The organism is Neisseria sp. Marseille-Q2251, assembly GCF_940793045.1.
In the GTDB taxonomy this organism is placed as follows: Bacteria; Pseudomonadota; Gammaproteobacteria; order Burkholderiales; family Neisseriaceae; genus Neisseria.
Map to the genome: position 1 here is coordinate 1 of NZ_CALNWV010000023.1, position 20,143 is coordinate 20,143.

At 52.8% G+C, this 20,143-nt stretch carries 20 protein-coding genes and 5 pseudogenes; 12 read left to right on the forward strand and 13 right to left on the reverse strand.

All coding sequences use genetic code 11. The annotated features are described in order from the left end of the window. The 3 genes and pseudogenes from AAG834_RS08605 to AAG834_RS08615 form a co-directional block, all read left to right on the forward strand. A pseudogene (locus AAG834_RS08605) lies at positions 1-122 on the forward strand (IS630 family transposase); the annotation flags it as partial. Positions 123-219: 97 nt separating this feature from the next. Then, on the forward strand, positions 220-1,044 hold the full coding sequence (locus AAG834_RS08610; RefSeq protein WP_342031870.1) for an undecaprenyl-diphosphate phosphatase: 825 nt from the start codon (positions 220-222) through the stop codon (positions 1,042-1,044). 169 nt (positions 1,045-1,213) lie between these two features. Beyond that, positions 1,214-2,188 (forward strand): annotated as a pseudogene (locus AAG834_RS08615) (IS5 family transposase). A gap of 332 nt (positions 2,189-2,520) precedes the next feature. Here the strand turns inward: AAG834_RS08615 and AAG834_RS08620 are convergent. Together AAG834_RS08620 and AAG834_RS08625 are read right to left on the reverse strand one after the other, a co-directional pair. Further along, positions 2,521-2,868 (reverse strand): hypothetical protein, encoded by a 348-nt coding sequence (locus tag AAG834_RS08620; RefSeq protein ID WP_342031871.1) that lies wholly within the window; start codon positions 2,866-2,868, stop codon positions 2,521-2,523. A gap of 6 nt (positions 2,869-2,874) precedes the next feature. Continuing rightward, the gene (locus AAG834_RS08625) at positions 2,875-3,066 is read right to left on the reverse strand and encodes a zinc-finger domain-containing protein (RefSeq protein WP_003763364.1); all 192 of its coding nucleotides are present in this window, start codon (positions 3,064-3,066) and stop codon (positions 2,875-2,877) included. A 160-nt stretch (positions 3,067-3,226) separates the two neighbouring features. On the opposite strand from AAG834_RS08625, the gene AAG834_RS08630 reads away from it, so the two are divergent. After that, on the forward strand, positions 3,227-3,721 hold the full coding sequence (locus AAG834_RS08630; protein ID WP_342031872.1) for a DMP19 family protein: 495 nt from the start codon (positions 3,227-3,229) through the stop codon (positions 3,719-3,721). Positions 3,722-3,834: 113 nt separating this feature from the next. Here AAG834_RS08630 and ileS read toward each other — a convergent pair whose 3' ends face one another. Next, the gene (gene ileS, locus AAG834_RS08635; protein WP_342031873.1) at positions 3,835-6,627 is read right to left on the reverse strand and encodes an isoleucine--tRNA ligase; all 2,793 of its coding nucleotides are present in this window, start codon (positions 6,625-6,627) and stop codon (positions 3,835-3,837) included. A gap of 274 nt (positions 6,628-6,901) precedes the next feature. On the opposite strand from ileS, the gene AAG834_RS08640 reads away from it, so the two are divergent. From AAG834_RS08640 to AAG834_RS08655, 4 genes are all read left to right on the forward strand, one after another. Further along, positions 6,902-7,132 carry a ChuX/HutX family heme-like substrate-binding protein gene (locus tag AAG834_RS08640; RefSeq protein ID WP_342031874.1) on the forward strand — a complete coding sequence of 77 codons (231 nt, stop codon included), beginning with the start codon at positions 6,902-6,904 and terminating at the stop codon, positions 7,130-7,132. An 84-nt stretch (positions 7,133-7,216) separates the two neighbouring features. Further along, positions 7,217-8,005 (forward strand): heme/hemin ABC transporter substrate-binding protein, encoded by a 789-nt coding sequence (locus tag AAG834_RS08645; RefSeq protein WP_342031875.1) that lies wholly within the window; start codon positions 7,217-7,219, stop codon positions 8,003-8,005. 227 nt (positions 8,006-8,232) lie between these two features. After that, positions 8,233-9,165: a FecCD family ABC transporter permease gene (locus AAG834_RS08650; RefSeq protein WP_342031876.1), complete on the forward strand. Its 933-nt coding sequence runs from the start codon at positions 8,233-8,235 to the stop codon at positions 9,163-9,165. A gap of 1 nt (position 9,166) precedes the next feature. Beyond that, positions 9,167-9,910, forward strand: a complete 744-nt coding sequence (locus tag AAG834_RS08655; protein ID WP_342031877.1) for an ABC transporter ATP-binding protein — start codon at positions 9,167-9,169, stop codon at positions 9,908-9,910. Between the two features lie 185 nt (positions 9,911-10,095). Here the strand turns inward: AAG834_RS08655 and AAG834_RS08660 are convergent, their stop codons facing one another. The 4 genes from AAG834_RS08660 to AAG834_RS08675 form a co-directional block, all read right to left on the reverse strand. After that, positions 10,096-10,272, reverse strand: a complete 177-nt coding sequence (locus AAG834_RS08660) for a hypothetical protein (protein WP_342031878.1) — start codon at positions 10,270-10,272, stop codon at positions 10,096-10,098. A gap of 125 nt (positions 10,273-10,397) precedes the next feature. Next, positions 10,398-10,940: a hypothetical protein gene (locus AAG834_RS08665; RefSeq protein ID WP_342031879.1), complete on the reverse strand. Its 543-nt coding sequence runs from the start codon at positions 10,938-10,940 to the stop codon at positions 10,398-10,400. Positions 10,941-11,029: 89 nt separating this feature from the next. Next, complete coding sequence (locus AAG834_RS08670) at positions 11,030-11,548, reverse strand: gluconokinase, GntK/IdnK-type (protein ID WP_342031880.1); 519 nt, start codon at positions 11,546-11,548, stop codon at positions 11,030-11,032. A gap of 175 nt (positions 11,549-11,723) precedes the next feature. Further along, positions 11,724-13,109 carry a GntP family permease gene (locus AAG834_RS08675; protein WP_342031881.1) on the reverse strand — a complete coding sequence of 462 codons (1,386 nt, stop codon included), beginning with the start codon at positions 13,107-13,109 and terminating at the stop codon, positions 11,724-11,726. Between the two features lie 27 nt (positions 13,110-13,136). Here AAG834_RS08675 and AAG834_RS13820 point away from each other — a divergent pair. Both AAG834_RS13820 and AAG834_RS08680 read left to right on the forward strand, forming a co-directional pair. Then, positions 13,137-13,247, forward strand: a pseudogene (locus AAG834_RS13820) (IS5/IS1182 family transposase); the annotation flags it as partial. A 219-nt stretch (positions 13,248-13,466) separates the two neighbouring features. Further along, a complete protein-coding gene (locus AAG834_RS08680) occupies positions 13,467-13,799 on the forward strand; it encodes a hypothetical protein (protein ID WP_342031882.1) in 333 nt (110 codons plus the stop codon). Positions 13,800-13,902: 103 nt separating this feature from the next. On the opposite strand, the pseudogene AAG834_RS08685 reads toward AAG834_RS08680, so the two are convergent. Further along, positions 13,903-14,019 (reverse strand): annotated as a pseudogene (locus tag AAG834_RS08685) (IS5/IS1182 family transposase); the annotation flags it as partial. 61 nt (positions 14,020-14,080) lie between these two features. Further along, positions 14,081-16,117 carry a M3 family metallopeptidase gene (locus AAG834_RS08690; protein WP_342031883.1) on the reverse strand — a complete coding sequence of 679 codons (2,037 nt, stop codon included), beginning with the start codon at positions 16,115-16,117 and terminating at the stop codon, positions 14,081-14,083. Between the two features lie 83 nt (positions 16,118-16,200). Here AAG834_RS08690 and AAG834_RS13825 point away from each other — a divergent pair. Continuing rightward, positions 16,201-16,308: pseudogene (locus AAG834_RS13825) on the forward strand (IS5/IS1182 family transposase); the annotation flags it as partial. Positions 16,309-16,685: 377 nt separating this feature from the next. On the opposite strand, the gene AAG834_RS08695 reads toward AAG834_RS13825, so the two are convergent. Together AAG834_RS08695 and AAG834_RS08700 are read right to left on the reverse strand one after the other, a co-directional pair. Then, a complete protein-coding gene (locus tag AAG834_RS08695) occupies positions 16,686-17,552 on the reverse strand; it encodes a hypothetical protein (RefSeq protein ID WP_342031884.1) in 867 nt (288 codons plus the stop codon). 31 nt (positions 17,553-17,583) lie between these two features. Next, complete coding sequence (locus AAG834_RS08700; protein ID WP_342031885.1) at positions 17,584-18,435, reverse strand: mechanosensitive ion channel family protein; 852 nt, start codon at positions 18,433-18,435, stop codon at positions 17,584-17,586. Between the two features lie 302 nt (positions 18,436-18,737). Here AAG834_RS08700 and AAG834_RS08705 point away from each other — a divergent pair, with 302 nt between their 5' ends. Further along, positions 18,738-19,073, forward strand: a complete 336-nt coding sequence (locus AAG834_RS08705) for a hypothetical protein (RefSeq protein ID WP_070496033.1) — start codon at positions 18,738-18,740, stop codon at positions 19,071-19,073. 200 nt (positions 19,074-19,273) lie between these two features. Here AAG834_RS08705 and yacG read toward each other — a convergent pair whose 3' ends face one another. Both yacG and coaE read right to left on the reverse strand, forming a co-directional pair. After that, on the reverse strand, positions 19,274-19,459 hold the full coding sequence (gene yacG / locus AAG834_RS08710; RefSeq protein WP_342031886.1) for a DNA gyrase inhibitor YacG: 186 nt from the start codon (positions 19,457-19,459) through the stop codon (positions 19,274-19,276). Between the two features lie 54 nt (positions 19,460-19,513). Further along, the gene (coaE, locus tag AAG834_RS08715; protein ID WP_342031887.1) at positions 19,514-20,143 is read right to left on the reverse strand and encodes a dephospho-CoA kinase; all 630 of its coding nucleotides are present in this window, start codon (positions 20,141-20,143) and stop codon (positions 19,514-19,516) included.

Genomic DNA, 20,143 nt, shown 5'->3' on the forward strand with positions numbered 1-20,143 from the left:
ATTCACCTGAGCTCAACCCGATTGAGAAGGTGTGGGCGAATATTAAGCGGTATCTGCGAACCGTATTGTCTGATTACGCCCGATTTGACGATGCGTTACTGTCCTATTTTGATTTTAATTGACTATACTGTCATACCGCAGCAGTTTTCCGATTCTGATACCGCTTCATCCTGAAATCCAGACGGGCAAACGTCGTCTGAAAACCAAAAAGAAAGCAATATGGACATTTTGACCTTATTAAAAGCCCTGATGATGGGTATTGTGGAAGGCTTGACGGAATTTCTGCCGATTTCAAGTACCGGCCACTTGATTGTATTGGGCGACTTGCTCAATTTCCACAGCAACGGCAAAGTCTTTGAAATCGCCATCCAACTGGGCGCGGTGCTTGCCGTGATTTTTGAATACCGTCAACGTTTCACCTCCGTTTTGTCCGGATTGGGCAAAGACCGTGCCGCCAACCGCTTCGTGTTGAACCTTGCCATCGCGTTCGTGCCTGCCGCTTTGATGGGATTTCTGTTTAGAAAACAAATTAAATTATATCTGTTTAACCCAAAAACCGTGGCTATCATGCTGGTGTTGGGCGGGCTCTTTATTCTGTGGGTCGAAAGACGCCAAAGCAAAGTCAAACCTAAAGTCAAAAGCGTGGATGAAATGCGTCCGATTGACGCGCTTGTGGTCGGTTGCGCCCAAGTGTGCGCGCTGGTGCCGGGGACTTCGCGTTCGGGCAGTACGATTATGGGCGGTATGCTGTGGGGCATCGAGCGAAAAGCCGCGACCGAATTTTCTTTCTTCCTCGCCGTGCCGATGATGATTGCCGCTACCGGCTATGACGTATTCAAACACTATGAACTCTTCACGTTGCAAGATGTCGGTCTGATTGCTGTCGGTTTTATCGCCGCCTTCTTGGCAGGTTTCCTGGCGATTAAATCGCTGCTGAAATTCGTGTCCAGTAAAAACTATGTTCCGTTTGCCTACTACCGCATCGTCTTCGGCGGATTGATTCTGCTGACTGCGCAGATGGGCTGGGTCAAATGGACTGCATGATGTTGAAGCAGGAATAAGCTGCCCATGATAAAAGGTCGTCTGAAAACCTCGAAAACAAGGTTTCAAACGACCTGAGACCTTTGCAAAATCCCCCAAAATCCCCTAAATTCCCATCAAGACATTTAGGGGATTTTCCATGAGCACCTTCTTCCGGCAAACCGCACAAGCCATGATTGCCAAACACATCGACCGCTTCCCACTATTGAAGTTGGATCAGGTGATTGATTGGCAGCCGATCGAGCAGTACCTGAATCGTCAAAGAACCCGTTACCTTAGAGACCACCGCGGCCGTCCCGCCTATCCCCTGTTGTCCATGTTCAAAGCCGTCCTGCTCGGACAATGGCACAGCCTCTCCGATCCCGAACTCGAACACAGCCTCATCACCCGCATCGATTTCAACCTGTTTTGCCGTTTTGACGAACTGAGCATCCCCGATTACAGCACCTTATGCCGCTACCGCAACTGGCCGGCGCAAGACGACACCCTGTCCGAATTGCTGGAACTGATTAACCGCCAACTGACCGAAAAAAACCTAAAAATAGAGAAAGCATCCGCCGCCGTCATTGATGCCACCATTATTCAGACCGCCGGCAGCAAACAGCGTCAGGCCATAGAAGTTGACGAGGAAGGACAAGTCAGCGGCCAGACCACACCGAGTAAGGACAAAGATGCCCGCTGGACAAAGAAAAACGGCCTCTACAAACTCGGTTACAAACAACATACCCGTACCGATGAGGAAGGCTATATCGAGAAACTGCACATTACCCCCGGCCAATACCCATGAGTGCAACCACCTGTTGCCTTTGTTGGAAGGTATGCCAAAGATACGGCCGTCTATGCCGATAAAGGCTATGACAGTAAGGAAAACCGGCAACATCTGAAAGAGCATCAGTTGTTAGACGGCATTATGCGCAAAGCCCACCGCAACCGTCCGCTGACGGAAGCGCAAACCAAACGTAACCGCTATTTATCGAAGACCCGTTATGTGGTGGAACAAAGCTTCGGTACGCTGCACCGTAAATTCCGCTATGCGCGGGCAGCCTATTTCGGACTGATTAAAGTGAGTGCGCAAAGCCATCTGAAGGCGATGTGTTTGAACCTGTTGAAAGCGGCTAACAGGCTAAGTGTGCCTGTTGCTGCCTAAAAGGTGGCCCGGATGCCTGATTATCGGGTATCCGGGGAGGATTAAGGGGATATTTGGGTAAAATTAGGAGTGATTTGGGGGGGCGGAAATAGCCGAAAACCTGTGTTTGGGTTTCGGCTGTCGGGGGAAGGGCTTTTTTGCAAAGGTCTCGACCTTTGATTTGTCCGGATACACCATATCGCAATATGGTTCAAGCAGTGCCGTAGGGATTCGGCCTGTCAAATCCAGATGCAGGAATGAAAGTTCCGGATTGTCGATTTAACGCAGGGTCGTCTGAAAAAACATCGTTTAAGGTTTTTCAGACGACCTTTTGATAAGAACTTCAGACAAGATTATTCGATGATTTCGGTGAATACGACGGTTTTGCCGCCGCGGGTCAGCGTGGCGAAGCCGTCCTGAAGCTGCCATATTGTGCTTGCGTTGCGGTATTCCGTGGTTTTGGTCATCGAATGGGTTTGCGTCAGTTTTTCGACCGTACTTCCCTGACGCAGTTCGACCGTCATCGGGCTGTTGCTGTTGACGTAGATGGCGGAGATGCGGCTGCCGTCGGCGGCTTGGTAGCGGATGGCGTTGTTTTGCGCTTCGGCGACGACGGTAAGAGGGGCATCGGGGCGGACGGCTTTATACGAACCGCAGGCGGTACACAGTCCGAGCAACAGCAGGAGGGCGTATCTCTTCATAGCGTCTCAATAATGGTGGTGGGGAATGTGGCCTTCGAGATGGTAACGCGTTCCGCAGTAGGGGCATTCGATGTCGCTGTCGGACTGAATCGGGAGGAAGACGCGCGGATGACCGTTCCAAGTTTCGTGATTGGGGCCGGAGCAGTGCAGCGGCAGGTCTTTGGGGTAGATAATGACGGTTTCGGTGTTTGCGTTCATGATTTTTCCTTGGTAAGTCCGACCTTATTGTACGATATATCGCCTGCTTGTGCAGCGCAAAAGGTCGTCTGAAAAGAAGTTTTGATTTGATAATGCTTTGGTTATAATGCAGTTTTTATAAATCAGCTTTAAATCCACTTTATTTCAGACGGGCTTTAACATGACGACACTTTTCCGGCAGGATGATTTGAACCCTCAAGATGCGGCAGAATTTCTCTACACATTGAGCGCGGCGTATTTGGATTACATGGATGCGGCAGGCGATGAGGAAATGCGGTGTTTGAACGACGAGCAGCACACGCTGACGGCTTACTGCTATTTGGACAGCCAAGTGCAGGAGGGCGGCTTTGTGCAACTGATCGCGGCGGGTTACGGCGAATATGTGTTCCATAACCCCGTCGCCGACAGCCTGCGCCGCTGGCGGATTAAACCGACGCCTAAGATTTTGGATAAGGCGAAGGCTTTATACGAGCGGGACGGCGCGAAAATCGAGGAAATGGCGGACAGCGGGGCATCTTTGGACGCGATTCGTGCCGAGTTTCCCGATTTTGAGGAATTGGACGGCGAATATTACGAAATCGCGGACGACGATATGGCAGCGGCTGTAGCGTATGTATTGGCAAATTGGGAGAAGTTTGCAGAGATTGCGGATTGATGGGGCGTTAAGAAATATTGAACGGATTTCCCTGTTTGGGCGATCGATAGTAGATAGCAAAAGGTCGTCTGAAAACCTGATTTGGTTTTCAGACGACCTTTTTTCAGACAGCCTTAAGCGTAATGCCGCTCTTCGCCTTTGCCGTCCACATTCTCGGCGCAGCGTTTGCAGATGGTTTCATGGCCTGCGACCGAGCCGATGTCGTTGGTGTAGTGCCAGCAGCGTTCGCATTTTTCGCCGTCGCTGGCTTTGGCGGTAACGGCGAGTTCGCTGCCGGTTTTGACCTCGACTTTTGACACTAAGAGGGCAAAGCGCAATTCTTCGCCCAGGGCGTTCAGGTAGTCGGTGGTGGCTTCCGGCGCGGTGATTTCGGCTTCTGCCTGCAATGACGAACCGACGGTTTTGTCGGCGCGCAAAGGTTCGATGGCGGCGGTTACGGCTTCGCGGGCTTCGCGGACTGCCGTCCATTTTTTCACCAGTTCGGCTTCGGCTTTTTCGTTGATGGGCGGGAACTCGTGCCAGGTGTGGAAGAGGACGCTGTCTTCTTCGCCGCCGCCGATGATGTCCCACGCTTCTTCGCCGGTGAAGCACAAAATCGGTGCAATCAAGAGAACCAGGCTGCGCGTGATGTGGTACAGGGCGGTTTGCGCGCTGCGGCGGGCGTGGCTGTCGGCTTTGGTGGTGTAGAGGCGGTCTTTCAGGATATCGAGGTAGAACGCGCCCAAGTCTTCCGAGCAGAAGGCGACGATGTCTTTCACGGCGAAGTGGAAGGCATAGCGCGGATAGAAGTCGCCCGCCAGACGCTCTTGCAACTGACGCGCCAGCACTAAGGCGTAGCGGTCAATTTCGACCATGTCTGCCTGCGGCACGGTGTGTTCGAACGGGTCGAAATCACTGAGGTTGGCAAACAGGAAGCTCAAGGTGTTGCGGATGCGGCGGTAGCTTTCGGTGACGCGTTTGAGGATTTCTTTGGAAATCGCCAATTCGCCGCTGTAATCGGTGGATGCCGCCCACAGACGCAGGATGTCCGCGCCGAATTCGTTATAGACTTCTTGCGGCGCGACGACGTTGCCGATGGATTTCGACATTTTGCGGCCGTTTTGGTCAACCACGAAACCGTGGGTCAGAAGCTGTTTGTACGGGGCGCGTCCCATGGATGAGGCGCAGCCGGTCAGCATGGAGGATTGGAACCAGCCGCGGTGTTGGTCGCTGCCTTCGAGATAAAGGTCGGCAGGCCAGTCCAATTCTTCGCGTTGTTTCAAGACGGAATAATGGGTCGAACCGGAGTCGAACCATACGTCCATCGTGTCGGAAAGCTTGTCGTAGTTTTCGCAATCTTCCGCGCTCAACAATTCGCTTTTATCGAGTGAGAACCATGCTTCGATGCCTTTTTCTTCGATTTTCAGGGCGATTTTTTCCAGAAGCTCGGCGGAATTCGGATGCAGCTCGCCCGTTTCTTTGTGAACGAAGAAGGTCATCGGTGTGCCCCAATAGCGTTGGCGCGAAACGACCCAGTCGGGACGGTCTTCGATCATGGCTTCGAGGCGCGCGCGACCCCAAGACGGGAAGAATTCGGTGTCGTCCACGGCTTTGATGGCTTTGTCGCGCAGGGTCTTGCCGTCGCTGCCGGCTTTGTCCATGCCGACAAACCATTGACCTGTCGCGCGGTAAATCAGCGGGGTTTTGTGGCGCCAGCAGTGGGCGTAGCTGTGTTCGATTTTGCTGCTTGCCAAGAGGTTGCCGGTTTCTTCCAGCCATTGCAGGATGACGGGGTTCGCCTCCCAAACGCTCATGCCTGCGACGCGCGGCGTTTCGCTGATGTATTTGCCTTCGGCGTTGACGGGGTTGTAAAGCTCGATGCCATATTTGTTGCAGACGGCGTAGTCTTCCAAACCGTGTGCGGGGGCGGTGTGCACCAAGCCCGTACCAGCGTCGGTGGTAACGTGTTCGCCGTTGAGCATGGGAATATCGCGTTCGAGGAACGGATGGTTCATGTGCAGGTTTTCCAGCTTGTCGCCGGTGGTTTCCGCGAGGACGCTGAGGTCGTCTGAAACGAAGCCGTAGCGTTTGAGCACATCTTCCGCCAAATCTTTCGCCAATACCAATTTGCCTTTGGGCGTATCGATTAATTGATACACCACGTCCGCACCCGCAGACACGGCTTGGCTCGCAGGCAGCGTCCAAGGCGTGGTCGTCCAGATGACGGCAAACGCTTTGCCTTCGATGCCGGACAAACCGAATGCGGCGGCAAGCGCGGCGGTGTCTTTAAACGGATAACCAACGTCAATCGCAGGCGATACTTTGTCTTTGTATTCCACTTCCGCTTCCGCCAGCGAAGAGCCGCAGTCCAAGCAGAATTGAACCGGTTTCGCGCCTCGGTAGAGATAGCCCGATTTGTAGATTTCGCCGAGCATACGCACGGTATCCGCCTCGGTTTTGAAATCCATAGTCAGGTAAGGATTGTCCCAGTCGCCCAACACGCCCAGACGGATGAAGTCTTTTTTCTGACGGGCAATCTGTTCGGCGGCGTATTCGCGGCACAATTCGCGGAAGCGCGCTTTGGGCATATCTTTGCCGTGCAGCTTTTCCACCATCACTTCGATGGGCAGACCGTGGCAGTCCCAGCCCGGCACATAAGGCGCGTCGAAGCCGGCTTGGGTTTTGCTGCGGATAATGATGTCTTTAAGGATTTTGTTGACGGCATGACCGATGTGGATGTCGCCGTTGGCATACGGCGGGCCGTCGTGCAGGATGAATTTCGGACGGCCTTTGGCGATTTCGCGCAGTTTTTGATAACGTTTGTGCTCGTACCAGCTTTTCAGCCACGCAGGCTCGCGCTTGGCAAGGTTGCCGCGCATCGGAAACGGGCTTTCGAGCAGGTTTACGGTTTTGCTGTAATCGGTCATGTTGTGATTCTCTATGGTTTCGGTATTTCGGTTTCAGACGACGTTTTGCAAACAAGGTCGTCTGAAAAAAATGCAAAGGGCTATTGTAGCGGAATTGTATTGTTTTTATAAGGGGTTCGGACGAAAGCTTGGGGATTGGCGCAAGGGTGGAGGAGTCGGTTTTGCCGTAAATTTTGCGGTTTGACGGGTTCACATTAAACCGAGGCGGCATTGTCTCGATTTGCTTTGATTTTTCGTTACTTTTTAATGAAGGTTGACCGTAAATTGAAATAAAATGATAATTCGTATCATTAACTTTCTAAATTTCTTCCTCGACGACGCCAAGCTTGCCGAACTTTGGTTCGTCCGCCGTCCGGGCAGCAACGGCATTGTCCACAGCATCGAAGCCTATGACGAACGCCGCAATTTGGTGCTGCAACTGTTTGGCAGACCTGCCGATGCGGAGGCGGAATCCGAAGCGTGGCGTGCGTTGATTGCCGAAGTGCGCCAACAATACGGGCTGTAATCTTTTTTGAACCCATACCTCGTCTGAAACCTTGTTTTGGGTTTTCAGACGACCTCCAAACCCCGCAAACCATACGGAAACATCATGAAAAAAACCATCATCGCCGCCGTCCTGACCCTGCTTGCCGCCCATGCCGCCGCGCAGCGCGTCGTTATCCTGACCCCCGACGTTGCCGACATCGCCGCGAAACTCGGTGCGGACAAAGAAGTCGTTGGCATCCACGAGTTCAACCGCAACCCCGCCTATAAAAACACGCCGTCCATCGGCTTTTACCGCAATTTCTCCGCCGAACCCATCATCGCCAAAAAGCCTGATTTGGTCATCGGAAGCTGGATGGCGAAACCCGACGGCATTTACGCCCAACTCAGCCGCGCCGGCGTCAAAGCGGAAAACGTCAATTCAAACGAAACGCTGGAGCAATACCAGCAAAGTTTCGCCCGCATCGGCAAATTGTTGGGCAAGGAAAAGCAGGCGCAGGCTTTGGCGCAGCAGTTTAAAAACAGCATCAAGGCGCAACCAGCCAACGGCAAACGCTACATCCTCAGCTACGACGGCCGTTATGTTTCGGGTAAAAACACCGTCGGCGACGTGCTTATCCGTCTGGCGGGCGGGACGAACGCGGCGGCTTCGGTGGACGGACTCAAACCGTTCTCGCGCGAAGGCTGGCTCAACGCGAAACCTGACGTCATCATCATCGCCAAACACAATGAAAAAGCCCTCGGTGGCCTCGACAAAATCATGACGCGCCCCGAAATCGCCTCCAGTCCCGCCGGGAAAAACAAACGCATCCTGTTCTGGCAGGCGGACGACTATATGCGCTACGGCCTCTACACGCCCGACATCGTCCGCAAGCTGCACGATTTAGGGAAATAAGGCGCGGTCGTCTGAAAGTGGCGTGATGGCACGAAGTCGGATGGGCAATCCGGCTTCTTGTCGGTTTCAGACGACCTTCTTTTGCCGTCGTTGTTTCGGAACGGATGCACATGAAGGCAGCCGCGTTCTACGTTCGTTTATTGCGAACAGGTCGTCTGAAAACGGGCAACGGCTAATCCGTCGGCGTTTCGCAGCCGCTGCCGAAATACTCTTCAAAGAATCACAACATGAAAAAATGGCTTCCGGCGTTGCCGGTTTTATCTTTGTTTCTGATCTGGTTTTGCGCCGGGGTGGGCGAGGGCGGGTGGAGCAATCCGCTTGCCGCCGATCCTGTGTTGATGGAAATCCGCCTGCCGCGTATTTTTGTCGCTTTGCTGGTCGGCGCGGCACTTTCCGCCAGCGGCGCGGCGTTGCAGGCATTGTTTGAAAACCCGCTTGCCGACCCGAGCCTGATCGGTACGTCGGGCGGGGCGGCGATGGGCGTGGTGCTGGCGATTGCGATGGGCTGGAGCATCGCCGTGCCACTGGCGGCATTTTCGGGCGCGTTTGCCGTCTGTATCCTGATTCTGCTCGGACACCGTCTGGTCGGCGGCGGCAAGCTGGGGCTGTTGGTCATGGGTTTTGTGGTCAGCGCTTTGTGCGGCGCGTTGGTCAGCCTGATTCTTTTCCTTTCAGACGACATGGCATTGCGCAGCGCCATGACTTGGCTCTCGGGCAGCTTTTCCGAAGCAGGCTTTGTTTCGCCCGCCTACGCAGGCGGCGTGATGTTGGCGGGTTTGGTCGTGTTGACTGCTGTCGGTCGCCGTCTCGACTATCTGCTCTTGGGCGACGAAACGGCGCACACCATGGGCATCAGCGTCGCCGCCACCCGCGTGGCAACCATCATCGGCGCGGCTTTGATGACCGGAGCCGCCGTCTCGCTCGGCGGCATTATCGGTTTCGTCGGCATGATGATACCCAACGTATTGGCGCAAGCAGTCGGCGGCTCGCGCACCCGCCTGATTATCCTGTCCGCCGTCGTCGGTTCGATTTTTATGTTGCTCGCCGATACGTTTGCCCGTTGGGTGGTCTATCCCATCGACCTGCCCGTCGGCATCGTCATCGCCATTTTGGGCGGGCCGTTTTTCCTGTGGCTGATTGTCAAAGACCAAAGGAGCTGACATGGCATTGCTGATCGAAAACTGCACCGTCAAAGCCGGAAAACGCACCATCCTGTCTTTGGAACGCGCCGAATTTCCCCAATGCGCCGTCAGCGCGGTCATCGGCCCCAACGGCGCGGGCAAGTCCACCCTGCTCAAACAGTTCCTCTACCATCCGCAAGCAAGCTGGTGTGGAACGCCCATGAAGGACGCGCTCAGGCAACATAAAATCGCCTGGGTCGGGCAACACGAACATTTCAACCTCCCCATGACCCTGTCCGAATACGTCCTCATCGGACGATACCCCAAACTCGCCTGGTATCGGCGGCCCAAACAGGCGGACACCCGACGCGCCCAAGCCCTGCTCGAGCATTTCGACCTCGCCGACCTGCAACACAAACGCATCCAAACCCTCTCCGGCGGCGAACAGCAACGCGCCGCCGTCATCCGCGCGCTGTTGCAGGATGCCGAAGTCCTCTTTCTTGATGAGCCGACCAACCATCTCGACGTCCGCTATCAACACAGCCTGATGCAGCACCTCACCACCTTGCCCGAACAAGGCATGACCGTCGTCATGGTGTTGCACGACCTCAACCTCGCCGCCCACTACGCCGGCCACATCACCTTGATGAAAAACGGCAGCATCACCGCCGCAGGCACGACTGCCGACATCATGCACGCCGAACGCCTCAGCCAAACCTACGACTGGCGCATCCTCGAATGCACCGCCAACGGTAAAACGTGGTTTCAAGCGGAGACTTTGTAAGGAGTCGTCTGAAAAGCGGTTGTATCGTGAGTTAACCGTGAAATCCTTGTAAAAAAGGTCGTCTGAAACTTTCAGATGACCGTGTTAGTGAAGTACCGAATGCTTTGATAGCTTCCCGTGAGGCGTATCAAAAAAGGAAATAGAAAGACGACCCGAAAGGGTCGTCTGAAAAGCAGAATAACATACTAAGGCAGCCGGAACCAAAGATAGATACATAAAAGTATCCAGGCGATGAAGGCTTTTCTGAGAATAACACGCAGGATTTGGGTGCCGTTGGCAGGCTTATTTTCATCAAAAAGTCCATGAAAATTATTTTGTGGTAAGTAGTCATAAGCAGGGTTGTTTTGAAAATCATCGTCCATTATTAACTCCTTTTGAAATTGTGTTTGGCAGGTCGTCTGAAACCGGATTACAGATCGTATTTCTGTTTCAGTTCAGCCAATTCCCGTTCGGTTTCTCATTTCCCGAATTCATCAAACTCTATGGCTTACCTTTTCACTCTGACCGAGCGCAAGTGCTTGAATTTGCCTTTGTCGATCAGGAAGTAATGATGGCCGAATTGTTCTGAACCGTCCTTATCTTGTAAGTGCCCCTCAAGACAACCGGAGGCGATGACTAGGTTACTCTTAGGATCGGAACGGAAGTCGCCATCCTCATCAATATCTCCGCAGCCTAACAGCAGATCGCCCAATTGTATCGGCGTTCCCGTGGTATTGTCGATTGCACCCGCTTCGATACAGCCTGACGTGCCGCAACCGAAACCGAAAGTGGAATATTTGCCGGCGGCGTTGGGACGGTTTTCTGCCAAAACCTCACGCAGCCGGGTGCGGAACGTACGGGCGTACTGGTCTTTCATGTTAAGTTTGGCAGTTTTACCGTTGAAGGTATTTTTTGTCGGATAACCGTCGAAGCGGTAAAGCTTTTGCTTCTGCGCGCTTTCGAACTGGGCTTTGGTCATGGTCAGATCAGGACCGGCAAATGTCGTCAGCGGAAGAAATAATAAGACCGCCAAAATACGTTGTGGTTTCATTTTAAGACTCCTCTAGGTTTGTTACTGATGAAAAAGATCTTCACTGTTATTGACTGTCACCCTTTTCTATACCTGCTGACACGCTTTCTTTACAACAAACCTTCTGCCTTAACCCATGCCAGAATATCGGCTTCTACGGCTTCGGGTGAACCGGGGTTGTCGATTTTGACGCCGTATTCGTCCGCGCCGAGTTCTTCCAGGATTTCCAGTTGCGAATCCAGCATCCCTGCCTTCATGTAATGCCCTTGGCGCGCCATCATGCGCTCGAGGTTGATGGCTTGCGGCGGTGTCAGGTGGATGAAGGCGGTTTTGCCTTGCGCGCCGCGCAGGATGTCGCGGTATTGGCGTTTCAACGCGGAGCAGGTAACGATGGTGTACGCCGCGCCGCTTTGCGCCTGTTCCGTCATCCAGTCGCGCAGGTTGCGCAGCCACGGATAGCGGTCTTCGTCGGTCAGCGGGATGCCCGCGCCCATTTTGTCGCGGTTGGCTTGGGTGTGGAAATCGTCGCCTTCGGCGTAGGGGCATCGGTTGAGGTGTTTTTGCAGGGACAGGGCGGCGGTGGTTTTGCCGCAGCCGCAAACACCCATCATCACAAAATGCGTCGTCATGTTCTCTTCCTTTGTTTGAGTGGAAAGATACAGTGGATTAACTTTAAACCGGTACGGCGTTGCCTCGCCTTGCCGTACTGCCTGCGGCTTCGTCGCCTTGTCCTGATTTTTGTTAATCCACTATATAAGTTCGGGCAGACGGTTTAGAACGTCTCAAAACCGTTTTCAGACGACCTCAAACCACGGCAAACAGCAGCGCCGACACTGAAAAGCCGATGGCGGCAATCAGCGTTTGGTTAACCGTCCATGTTTTCAGTGTGGTCGGTACGTCCATATCCAAAAGGCGGCCGACCAGCCAGAAGCCCGAGTCGTTGAAGTGGCTGCAACCGACCGAGCCTGCCGCGGTTGCCAAAACGACGCAGGCGAGTTGCCAGTCGTTGAAGCCTGCGGCGGCAACGGCGGGTGCCATCAATGCGGCGGCGGTCGTCAATGCGACGGTTGCCGAACCTTGCGCGATACGCAGAGCCAAAGCCACCAAGAAACAGCCCAGCAATACGGGTATGCCCAAATTTGCCATGCTGTCCGCCAACGCCTGACCGATGCCCGACGCGCGCAACACGCCGCCGAACATCCCGCCCGCGCCGGTAATCAAAATAACCGAGCAGACGGGGGCGAGTGCGCCGTCCACCGTTTTTTCCAATGCGCTCGCCTTCACGCCGCGTTTGCTGCCCAAGACATAAAGCGCCACCAAAACCGAAATCAGCAGCGCGACAGGGGTCGAGCCGATCATACGCGCCACCTGCACCCAATGTTCATCCGCGCTGACGACTTTTTCACTGATTAAAGTGGACAGCCCTGTGTTCATAAAAATCAACAGCATAGGAATCAGCATAATGCCGACCACGGTCGAAGCTTTGGCAGGCGTTTGCGGCCGGTCGTTGTCCACCGCGCCGCCGCTGAGCAAATCGGGAACGGGAACACGGATGGTGCGTCCCAAAACCTGACCCAGCAGATAACCGCTGACATACCAAGTGAACATGGCGACGGGCAATCCCAAAATCAGCACCTGACCGATGTTCGCCGAATAGAATTCCGAAGCCGCAATCGGACCGGGGTGGGGCGGCAGGAAAACGTGCATCACCGAAAACGCCCCGATGGACGCCAAAGCATAAGGCAATACGTCCTGCTTCATGCGCCGCGCCGTCGCGAAGACAATCGGTAGCATCACCACCAATCCCGCATCAAAGAAAATCGGGAAACCGAAAATCAGCGACGCCACTCCCAAAGCAAACGGCGCGCGCTTTTCGCCGAACATCCGAATCAGCGCATCCGCCAGCGACTGCGCCCCGCCCGAAGTTTCCACCAGCCGCCCGAGCATCGCGCCCAAGCCGACCAGCAAAGCCACGCTGCCGAGCGTGCCGCCGAAGTTTTTCAGCAGAACGTCGTTCACAATCTTATCCATCGGCAGCCCCGTCGCCACCGCCGTCAGCAGGCTCACCGACACCAAGGTTAACAGCGCATGGACACGCAGTTTCACAATCAACAGCAAAATCAGCACAATAGCCATCGCCGCAATACCCAGCAGCCAGCCCGCGCTCAAAGTCTGAGTCCAACCATCCATTTTGAAGCCTTTCTTTGTAATCAGAATACAAGGTATAGTGGATTAAATTTAAATCAGGACAAGGCGACGAAGCCGCAGACAGTACAGATAGTACGGCAAGGCGAGGCAACGCCGTACTGGTTTAAATTTAATCCACTATAGTTAAGGTTTTTCAAACGTATCAAATAAACCATAGCACGATTTGCAACGGGGCGGTATAGCGGGTTTTTGATGTTATAAGTGTTTAATTTTTCGATGAATTTTAATGATGAATGAGAGGCGAAATAGAGGGCGGGAAAGACAAGGTCGGATGAGATATTAAATAAGGCAGAGAGGTCGTCTGAAAGTTTCTTTATCGTGTGTTGGACATGAAATATTATGCAAAAAGGTCGTCTGAAACTTTCAGACGACCTTAAGTTGGGAAAAATCCGATATGTAGGTTGGGGCGTATTCAAGGATGTGGGTTTGTATTTAATCTTTGGAGGTGTTTTTATTTTTATAGATTATGTATTTCGAGAACATGAAATGCATCAAAATGACCACAATGATGGCTTTGATACTGTCGGGAAGGAAATGGTCATCACCAAGGAAATATTTAGGATCAATGATATAGAAGCTCAAGACAAAATTTACGGTGGTAACGATGAAGCTGGATGCAAAGCAGCTGATACAGAATACTTTCCAGTGCCGCCTGCTGAACTTAGCCAGTAATCGTAAATTCCTTTTGTAATTTTCCCAAAACTTTTTCATATCGGCATCCTTGTGTTTGCTTTTTATATTGACAGCGACGGTATGTATTAGTTTTTGGAATGATTTTTATAAGGTATAGTGGATTAAATTTAAACCAGTACGGCGTTGCCTCGCTTTGCCGTACTATTTGTACTGTCTGCGGCTTCGTCGCCTTGTCCTGATTTAAATTTAATCCACTATAAAATTGCAAGGTCGTCTGAAAACTTTTCAGACGACCTTTTTTCATCACATCAACCTTACCATCAAGCCGCGTTGTCGAAGCCGCTGTGGCGCAGCAATGCGTCTATGCTCGGTTCGCGTCCGCGGAAGGCTTTGAAGGATGCTGCCGCACTGCGGGAGCCACCGACGGCGAGGATTTCCTGCCAGAAGCGTTTGCCTGTGGCGGCGACGTCGTCGCTTTCTTCAAAGGCGGCGTAGGCGTCGGCGCTGAGGACTTCCGCCCATGCGTAGCTGTAATAGCCTGCGGAATAGCCGCCGGCGAAGATGTGACCGAAGCTGTTGGCGAAGCGGTTGTATTCGGGCGGTTGGATGACGGCGACTTCTTTGCGTACGTTGTCTAAAACCTGTTGCCAGTTTTTCAGACGACCTTCGTTGTCTTCGCTGTAAATGGTCATGTCGAAGAGGGCGAATTCCATTTGGCGGACGAGGAACATGCCGCGTTGGAAGTTTTTGGCGGCGAGCATTTTGTCGAAGAGTTCTTTCGGCAGGGGCTCGCCGGTTTCTTCGTGGGCGGACATTTGTGCCAAGACGTCGTATTCCCAGACGAAGTTTTCCATAAACTGGCTGGGCAGCTCGACGGCGTCCCACTCGACGCCGTTGATGCCGGATACGCCCAGTTCGTCCACTTGGGTGAGCAAGTGGTGCAGGCCATGGCCGGTTTCGTGGAAGAGGGTGAGGATTTCGTCATGGCTCAAGCGGGCTTCTTTGCCGCCGACGGGCGGGGTGAAGTTGCAGACGAGGTAGGCGGTGGGCAGTTGCAGCGTGCCGTCGGCGAAGCGGCGGCGGCCTTTGTAGTCGTTCATCCACGCGCCGCCGCGTTTGCCTTCGCGGGCGTAGAGATCCATATAGACGCCGCCTATGGTTTTGCCGTTTTGTTCCAGCTCGAAGTAGCGCACGTCTTTGTGCCAGACGGGAACGGTTTTTTCGGCGAATCCGATGCCGTAGAGTTTTTTGATTTGGGCGAACAGGCCTACCAGAACTTTGCCGACGGGGAAGTATTTTTTGACTTCGGTTTCGCTGAATGCGTATTTGGCTTCGCGCAGTTTTTCGCTGGCGTAGCTCAAATCCCACGGCTGCGGGTCGGCGAGGTTCAGGCTTTCGCGGGCGAAGGCTTTGACTTCGGCGAGGTCTTTTTCGGCGTAGGGTTTGGCGCGGCGGGCGAGGTCGTGCAGGAAGGTGAGGACTTGTTCGGGGGTGTCCGCCATTTTGGTTGCCAGCGACAATTCGGCGTAGTTTTTGAAGCCGAGCAGTTTGGCGGTTTGCAGGGCGTTTTCGAGCGTGCGGTCGATGTTGGCGGTGTTGTCGAATTTGCCGTCGTCTGAAAGTTCGCTGGCGCGGGTAACGTAGGCGCGGTAGATTTGTTCGCGCAGTTCGCGGTTGTCGGCGTATTGGATGACGGCGAGGTAGTGCGGAATCTGCAAACCGATTTTGTAGCCTGTTTTGCCTTCGCTTTGCGCGGCGGCGGCAAACATGGCGAGCGAGTCTTCGGGAATGCCGGCAAGCGGTGCGGCGTCGTCGAAGTAGAGGGCGAAGGCGTCGGTTGCGTCTAAGACGTTTTGCGAGAATTTGGCGGAGAGTTGCGCGCCTTCGGTTTGCAGTTTTGCCAGTTCTGCCTGCTGTTCGGGCGGCAATTCCGCGCCGCTGAGGACGAAATCACGCAGGTCGTGGTTGAGCTTGGTTTGCTGTGCGGGGGAGAGGGTGTCGAATTCGGGGGAATTTTTGATGGTTTTGAAGCGGTTGTACAGCTCGATGTCTTGTCCGATTTCGGTAAAGAAGATGGTGATTTCGGGCATCAGTTCGTTATAGACAGCGCGCAGTTCGGGCGTGTCGACGACGGAGTTGAGATGGGACACGACGCCCCAAATCCTACCGACGCGTTCGGTGATGCCGGTCAGACGCTCGACGGTGTTTGCCCAGTCGGTGTGCGTTTGGGCTTTGACTTCGGCAATCTGCGTGCGCGCTTCGGCGATGGCGGTTTGCAGGGCGGGTTTGATGTCGGCGGTTTGGATGGCGTCGAAACGGGGTTCTTCGCCCAAATGGAGCAGTACGTTGTCGGTCATAGATGGGATTCCTTCCTTGCGGATAATGGGTTCGGACGGGAGGTCGTCTGAAAAGGGTTTGCGAAGACAAACATGGCGGATTTAAATATAGTGGATTAAATTTAAATCAGGACAAGGCGACGAAGCCGCAGACAGTACAAATAGTACGGCAAGGCGAGGCAACGCCGTACTGGTTTAAATTTAATCCACTATAAAAATCCTGTACCGTCATTCCCGCACAGGCAGGAATCCAGAAGGCTGAAGTTACTGAAAACTTCCAACAGCCTGTCATTTTAATGTCTGGATTCCTGCCTGCGCGAGAATGACGGCGGGTGTCTGGGTTTTATAGTGGATTAAAATTGCAATGATACGGCGTTACCAACGCCCTTATGTACTACCCGTACACGGCGGGCGTTGCCGCCTTGTCTCATTTTTATTTTAATCCACTATAGGTTTGCCGTTCGGGAGAACCGATTGTGTTTTCAGACGACCTGTTTGGATTCGGGGTCGTCTGAAAACGATGGGGCAAACGATAGGGGAGATATAGTGCCATCTTGTCGGGCTTAAAGCGTCTTTCCCTGTTTTTACGCTATTCTGCGCCGCGCGGGTTGGATTTGAGCGGGGCGGCGAGATCGAGGCTCATCGGTGTGCCGGCGGGGGCGAACACGGCTTGTGCGACATTGGTTTGCAGCGAGTCGGCAAACGCGCCGCGGTAGATTTTCGCGCCTTGGTGGGTCAGGTTGGATTGGATGTCGACATAGACTTCGCCGCCGATTTGCTGCCACAGGCGGCAGAACGTGTAGTCTTCGGAAAGGTAGCGTTTGCTTTCGGGATCGACCATGCAGTCGAAGAAGCGGTAGTGCAGTCCTTTGTCTTCGCGCTTGTAGTCGCTGTCGGAGATGTAGTTCAGCTCGGGGTAGGCTGCCATCATTTTTTCGAACACGCTGCGTTTGATGACCATAAATCCGGTCGGCGCGTCATCGACTTTCATAAAGCCTTCTTCATCGACGCGCAGGACGATTTCGCCGTTTTCGTTTTTATCGCCTGTGTTGACGGTGTAGGCGGTGTACATCCGCTCGAAATCCGCTTGTGTCGTGCCGGCGGGAACGCCTTCGTCAGGCCAGTTTTCGCGTTTCAGCGGATAAATGCCGGCAACGACGTCTTTATCCGCCAAAAGCAGGCGGTAGAACGCTTCGGCGGAAAAACCGATGTCGGAGTCTATCCAGAAGAGGTGCGTCCATTCTTTGTTTTCCAAGAAGGTCGCCACGCAATTATTGCGCGCGCGGGTAATCAGGCTCTCGCCGCGCTGCATCATCACTTGCAGCGGCCAGCCGTTTTGTGCGCTGGTGTTGACGATATTGAGCAGCGAAAGGACGTAATTGTGGAAATATTTCCCGTCGTGGCTGGGGGTCATAATGACGGGGTACATTTGCGTAAGGGCGGATTCGGGCAACATAGTATTTCCTGATTATTAATAGATTATGGGGTTAAGCTTGAGGGTTTAGCAGGCGGTATTGTACGCGCAAAAATTCGTCTATGACCGCCTGCTGGATTTCTAAACGCTTCGCCACGGGCGAGGCATAGCGCACGATGATAAGGTACACCTTGTCGTCATGCGGCACGCGGGTTACGCGTGGCTGGGCGGCGGGAGTGATAAATAATTTTTCTGCCTGAACATTATCCAAATGCTGTTGGATGGCAGGCACATAAGGTTGGCATAAAGGCTCGAGTACGGCTTTCAGACGACCTACAATCTCATCTGAATCCAAATGAATCGGTACGGGAATCTCTACCGTATGAATCACATAATCGCCCAAAATATTGTCGCGGCGGACGGAATGGTTCAAAAGCAGGCTGTTGGGAAACGACAGCGTTTTGCCCGAAAGCTGACCGACCAGCGGGTTCGGACCGATCTGCATCATCAGCGTGTTCAAAAGATTAATATCGACCACGCGCCCGCGCAGACCGTCAACTTCGATGTAGTCGCCGACCGAATATTGTTTCGTTACCGAGCGTAGGATGCTGCCCGACAAACACATAATCAGCTCTTTTGTTGCCACCACAATCGCTGCCGCCACCGCAAACATCGACAGCGCCAGCGTCTGAATTTGTGTCGCCCAAATCACTGCCAATCCGAAAATGGTCAAAATCAGCGTCAGATTGCGGCTGAGTACCAAGGAGCGGCGTTTTTCCTCGATGCTGTAATGCGGGTGGCGACGCAGATACAGGTTCAGCAAAACGCCCCGCAAAACCAGCAGCGCCACCACCATCAGCACCGATTCCACCACTTCCTCGCGTACCGGCAGGGTATGCAGCCATTGCCGTACTGTGTCCCACATAGTGAAAAATCCTATATTTATCTTGATATTGTTTTCAGACGACCTATACGCACCATCGGCATGAACTGCCAAGCCGTCTAGGAAATGACATTATAAATGATAACGAATGGTGAGGTCGTCTGAAACATCCGCAAGAGGCATATCATCGGGATTACGCGTTCAGACGACCTTTAAAGCCTATAATGATATACCGTAACACTATGTTAATAAAGAAGAAATTATTTACTGGGCTGGCAAAAAAGGATATTATAGGGACGTAACCTAAAGGGTTTGAATTCAACTGCCGATAAAGAGGAATCAAAATGACTTGCAAAATCCACGATCATCACGATCATACCCACGGCGCCGGTTGCGGCCATACCGCCATCAAACACGACGACCATACCGACTATCTGCACGACGGTCATCTGCACCACGAACACAATGGTCATTACGACGAACACAGCTTAAGCGTCAATGAAACCAACCCCGACGGCTGCCATCCTGTCGATACCTGCAAAGGCCATGTTCACGGCGAAGGCTGCGGTCATGAAGCCGTACCGCACGGCGATCACACCGACTATATCGTCAATGGCCGCTTGCACCACCAACACGGCGACCACTGCGACGATCACGGTCCGGTTGAGATTGTGAAGTAAGCGCAATAGAAGCGGTTTCTTCCGAATAAGCGTTAAAAACAAAAGGTCGTCTGAAAATGCTGCTTCCGTAAAAAAACGGAATGGCGTTTTCAGACGACCTTTTGTGTTTTCCATCTTATTGGGAAGGAGAGGTGGAGAGGTAAATGGCTTTATTTTTTGTTTGTTAAACCAGGTTCTATTAGATAGTTATGCTCTATCGTTTATGATTTTAATAAGTCCGACAAACTATCATCTTCTTCCGCTGCAACCGTATATTTCTCTTGCGCCCATTCGCCTAAGTCAATCAATCGGCAACGCTGACTGCAAAACGGTCGGTATTTGCTCTCTTCATTCCATATCACCGACTTTTGACAGGCCGGACATTTCACAGTCGTTACTTCAGTCATTATTTATTCCTTCCAAATCATTTATGCTTTGTTTGTTGCTTGAGATATTTCACTTTAGGGCAATAATGTACTAAATTTTGAGTTGCCGGCATATCCCAGATAAAACCTATGCAGCCCCTGAATTTTCTTGGTCAATTCAGATAAAGTCCCTTCATTTTCTATGACATCATCTGCATAGAGGAGCCGCGTTTTGCGGCTGGCCTGAGTGTTCATAATGCGCTTGATCTCTTCTGTATTCAAACCGCTTCTTTGCTGAACACGAAGAATTTGCGTTGCTTCAGAAACGTCGATAACCAACACTCTATCGACAGCCGCTAAAAATTCCGGATTTTCAATTAGCAAGGGTACATCGATGATGCCGTATGCTGCGCTAGGATAGCAGGTTTTGGCTGATTTGATTTCATTTAAAATCAAAGGCAGTAATACTTCTTCCAATTCTTTTTTGGCTTGAGGTCGTCTGAAAACCAGATCCCTCAAAGCAGCACGGTTCAGACTGTTTTGGGTATGAAAAACCTTGTCGCCAAAAAGACGGCGGATAGCCGGTAATGCTATACCGTTATCCGCCGTCAGATTTCGACTCAGGGCGTCGGCATCAATGTGCGGGACACCCAAATCAGAAAAGATTTTTGCTGCTTGAGATTTCCCGCTGCCGATACCGCCTGTCAAACCTATCCATAAAGTCAT

Coding starts and splice junctions, on each gene's coding strand:
- AAG834_RS08660 (WP_342031878.1), bottom strand. CDS start 10,272: ATGGACGATGATTTTCAAAACAACCCTGCTTATGACTACTTACCACAA.
- AAG834_RS08625 (WP_003763364.1), bottom strand. CDS start 3,066: ATGAACGCAAACACCGAAACCGTCATTATCTACCCCAAAGACCTGCCG.
- AAG834_RS08665 (WP_342031879.1), bottom strand. CDS start 10,940: ATGAAACCACAACGTATTTTGGCGGTCTTATTATTTCTTCCGCTGACG.
- AAG834_RS08610 (WP_342031870.1), top strand. CDS start 220: ATGGACATTTTGACCTTATTAAAAGCCCTGATGATGGGTATTGTGGAA.
- AAG834_RS08700 (WP_342031885.1), bottom strand. CDS start 18,435: ATGTGGGACACAGTACGGCAATGGCTGCATACCCTGCCGGTACGCGAG.
- AAG834_RS08645 (WP_342031875.1), top strand. CDS start 7,217: ATGAAAAAAACCATCATCGCCGCCGTCCTGACCCTGCTTGCCGCCCAT.
- AAG834_RS08640 (WP_342031874.1), top strand. CDS start 6,902: ATGATAATTCGTATCATTAACTTTCTAAATTTCTTCCTCGACGACGCC.
- AAG834_RS08620 (WP_342031871.1), bottom strand. CDS start 2,868: ATGAAGAGATACGCCCTCCTGCTGTTGCTCGGACTGTGTACCGCCTGC.
- AAG834_RS08650 (WP_342031876.1), top strand. CDS start 8,233: ATGAAAAAATGGCTTCCGGCGTTGCCGGTTTTATCTTTGTTTCTGATC.
- AAG834_RS08630 (WP_342031872.1), top strand. CDS start 3,227: ATGACGACACTTTTCCGGCAGGATGATTTGAACCCTCAAGATGCGGCA.
- AAG834_RS08680 (WP_342031882.1), top strand. CDS start 13,467: ATGCAAAAAGGTCGTCTGAAACTTTCAGACGACCTTAAGTTGGGAAAA.
- AAG834_RS08670 (WP_342031880.1), bottom strand. CDS start 11,548: ATGACGACGCATTTTGTGATGATGGGTGTTTGCGGCTGCGGCAAAACC.
- AAG834_RS08695 (WP_342031884.1), bottom strand. CDS start 17,552: ATGTTGCCCGAATCCGCCCTTACGCAAATGTACCCCGTCATTATGACC.
- AAG834_RS08705 (WP_070496033.1), top strand. CDS start 18,738: ATGACTTGCAAAATCCACGATCATCACGATCATACCCACGGCGCCGGT.
- coaE (WP_342031887.1), bottom strand. CDS start 20,143: ATGACTTTATGGATAGGTTTGACAGGCGGTATCGGCAGCGGGAAATCT.
- yacG (WP_342031886.1), bottom strand. CDS start 19,459: ATGACTGAAGTAACGACTGTGAAATGTCCGGCCTGTCAAAAGTCGGTG.
- ileS (WP_342031873.1), bottom strand. CDS start 6,627: ATGACCGATTACAGCAAAACCGTAAACCTGCTCGAAAGCCCGTTTCCG.
- AAG834_RS08690 (WP_342031883.1), bottom strand. CDS start 16,117: ATGACCGACAACGTACTGCTCCATTTGGGCGAAGAACCCCGTTTCGAC.
- AAG834_RS08655 (WP_342031877.1), top strand. CDS start 9,167: ATGGCATTGCTGATCGAAAACTGCACCGTCAAAGCCGGAAAACGCACC.
- AAG834_RS08675 (WP_342031881.1), bottom strand. CDS start 13,109: ATGGATGGTTGGACTCAGACTTTGAGCGCGGGCTGGCTGCTGGGTATT.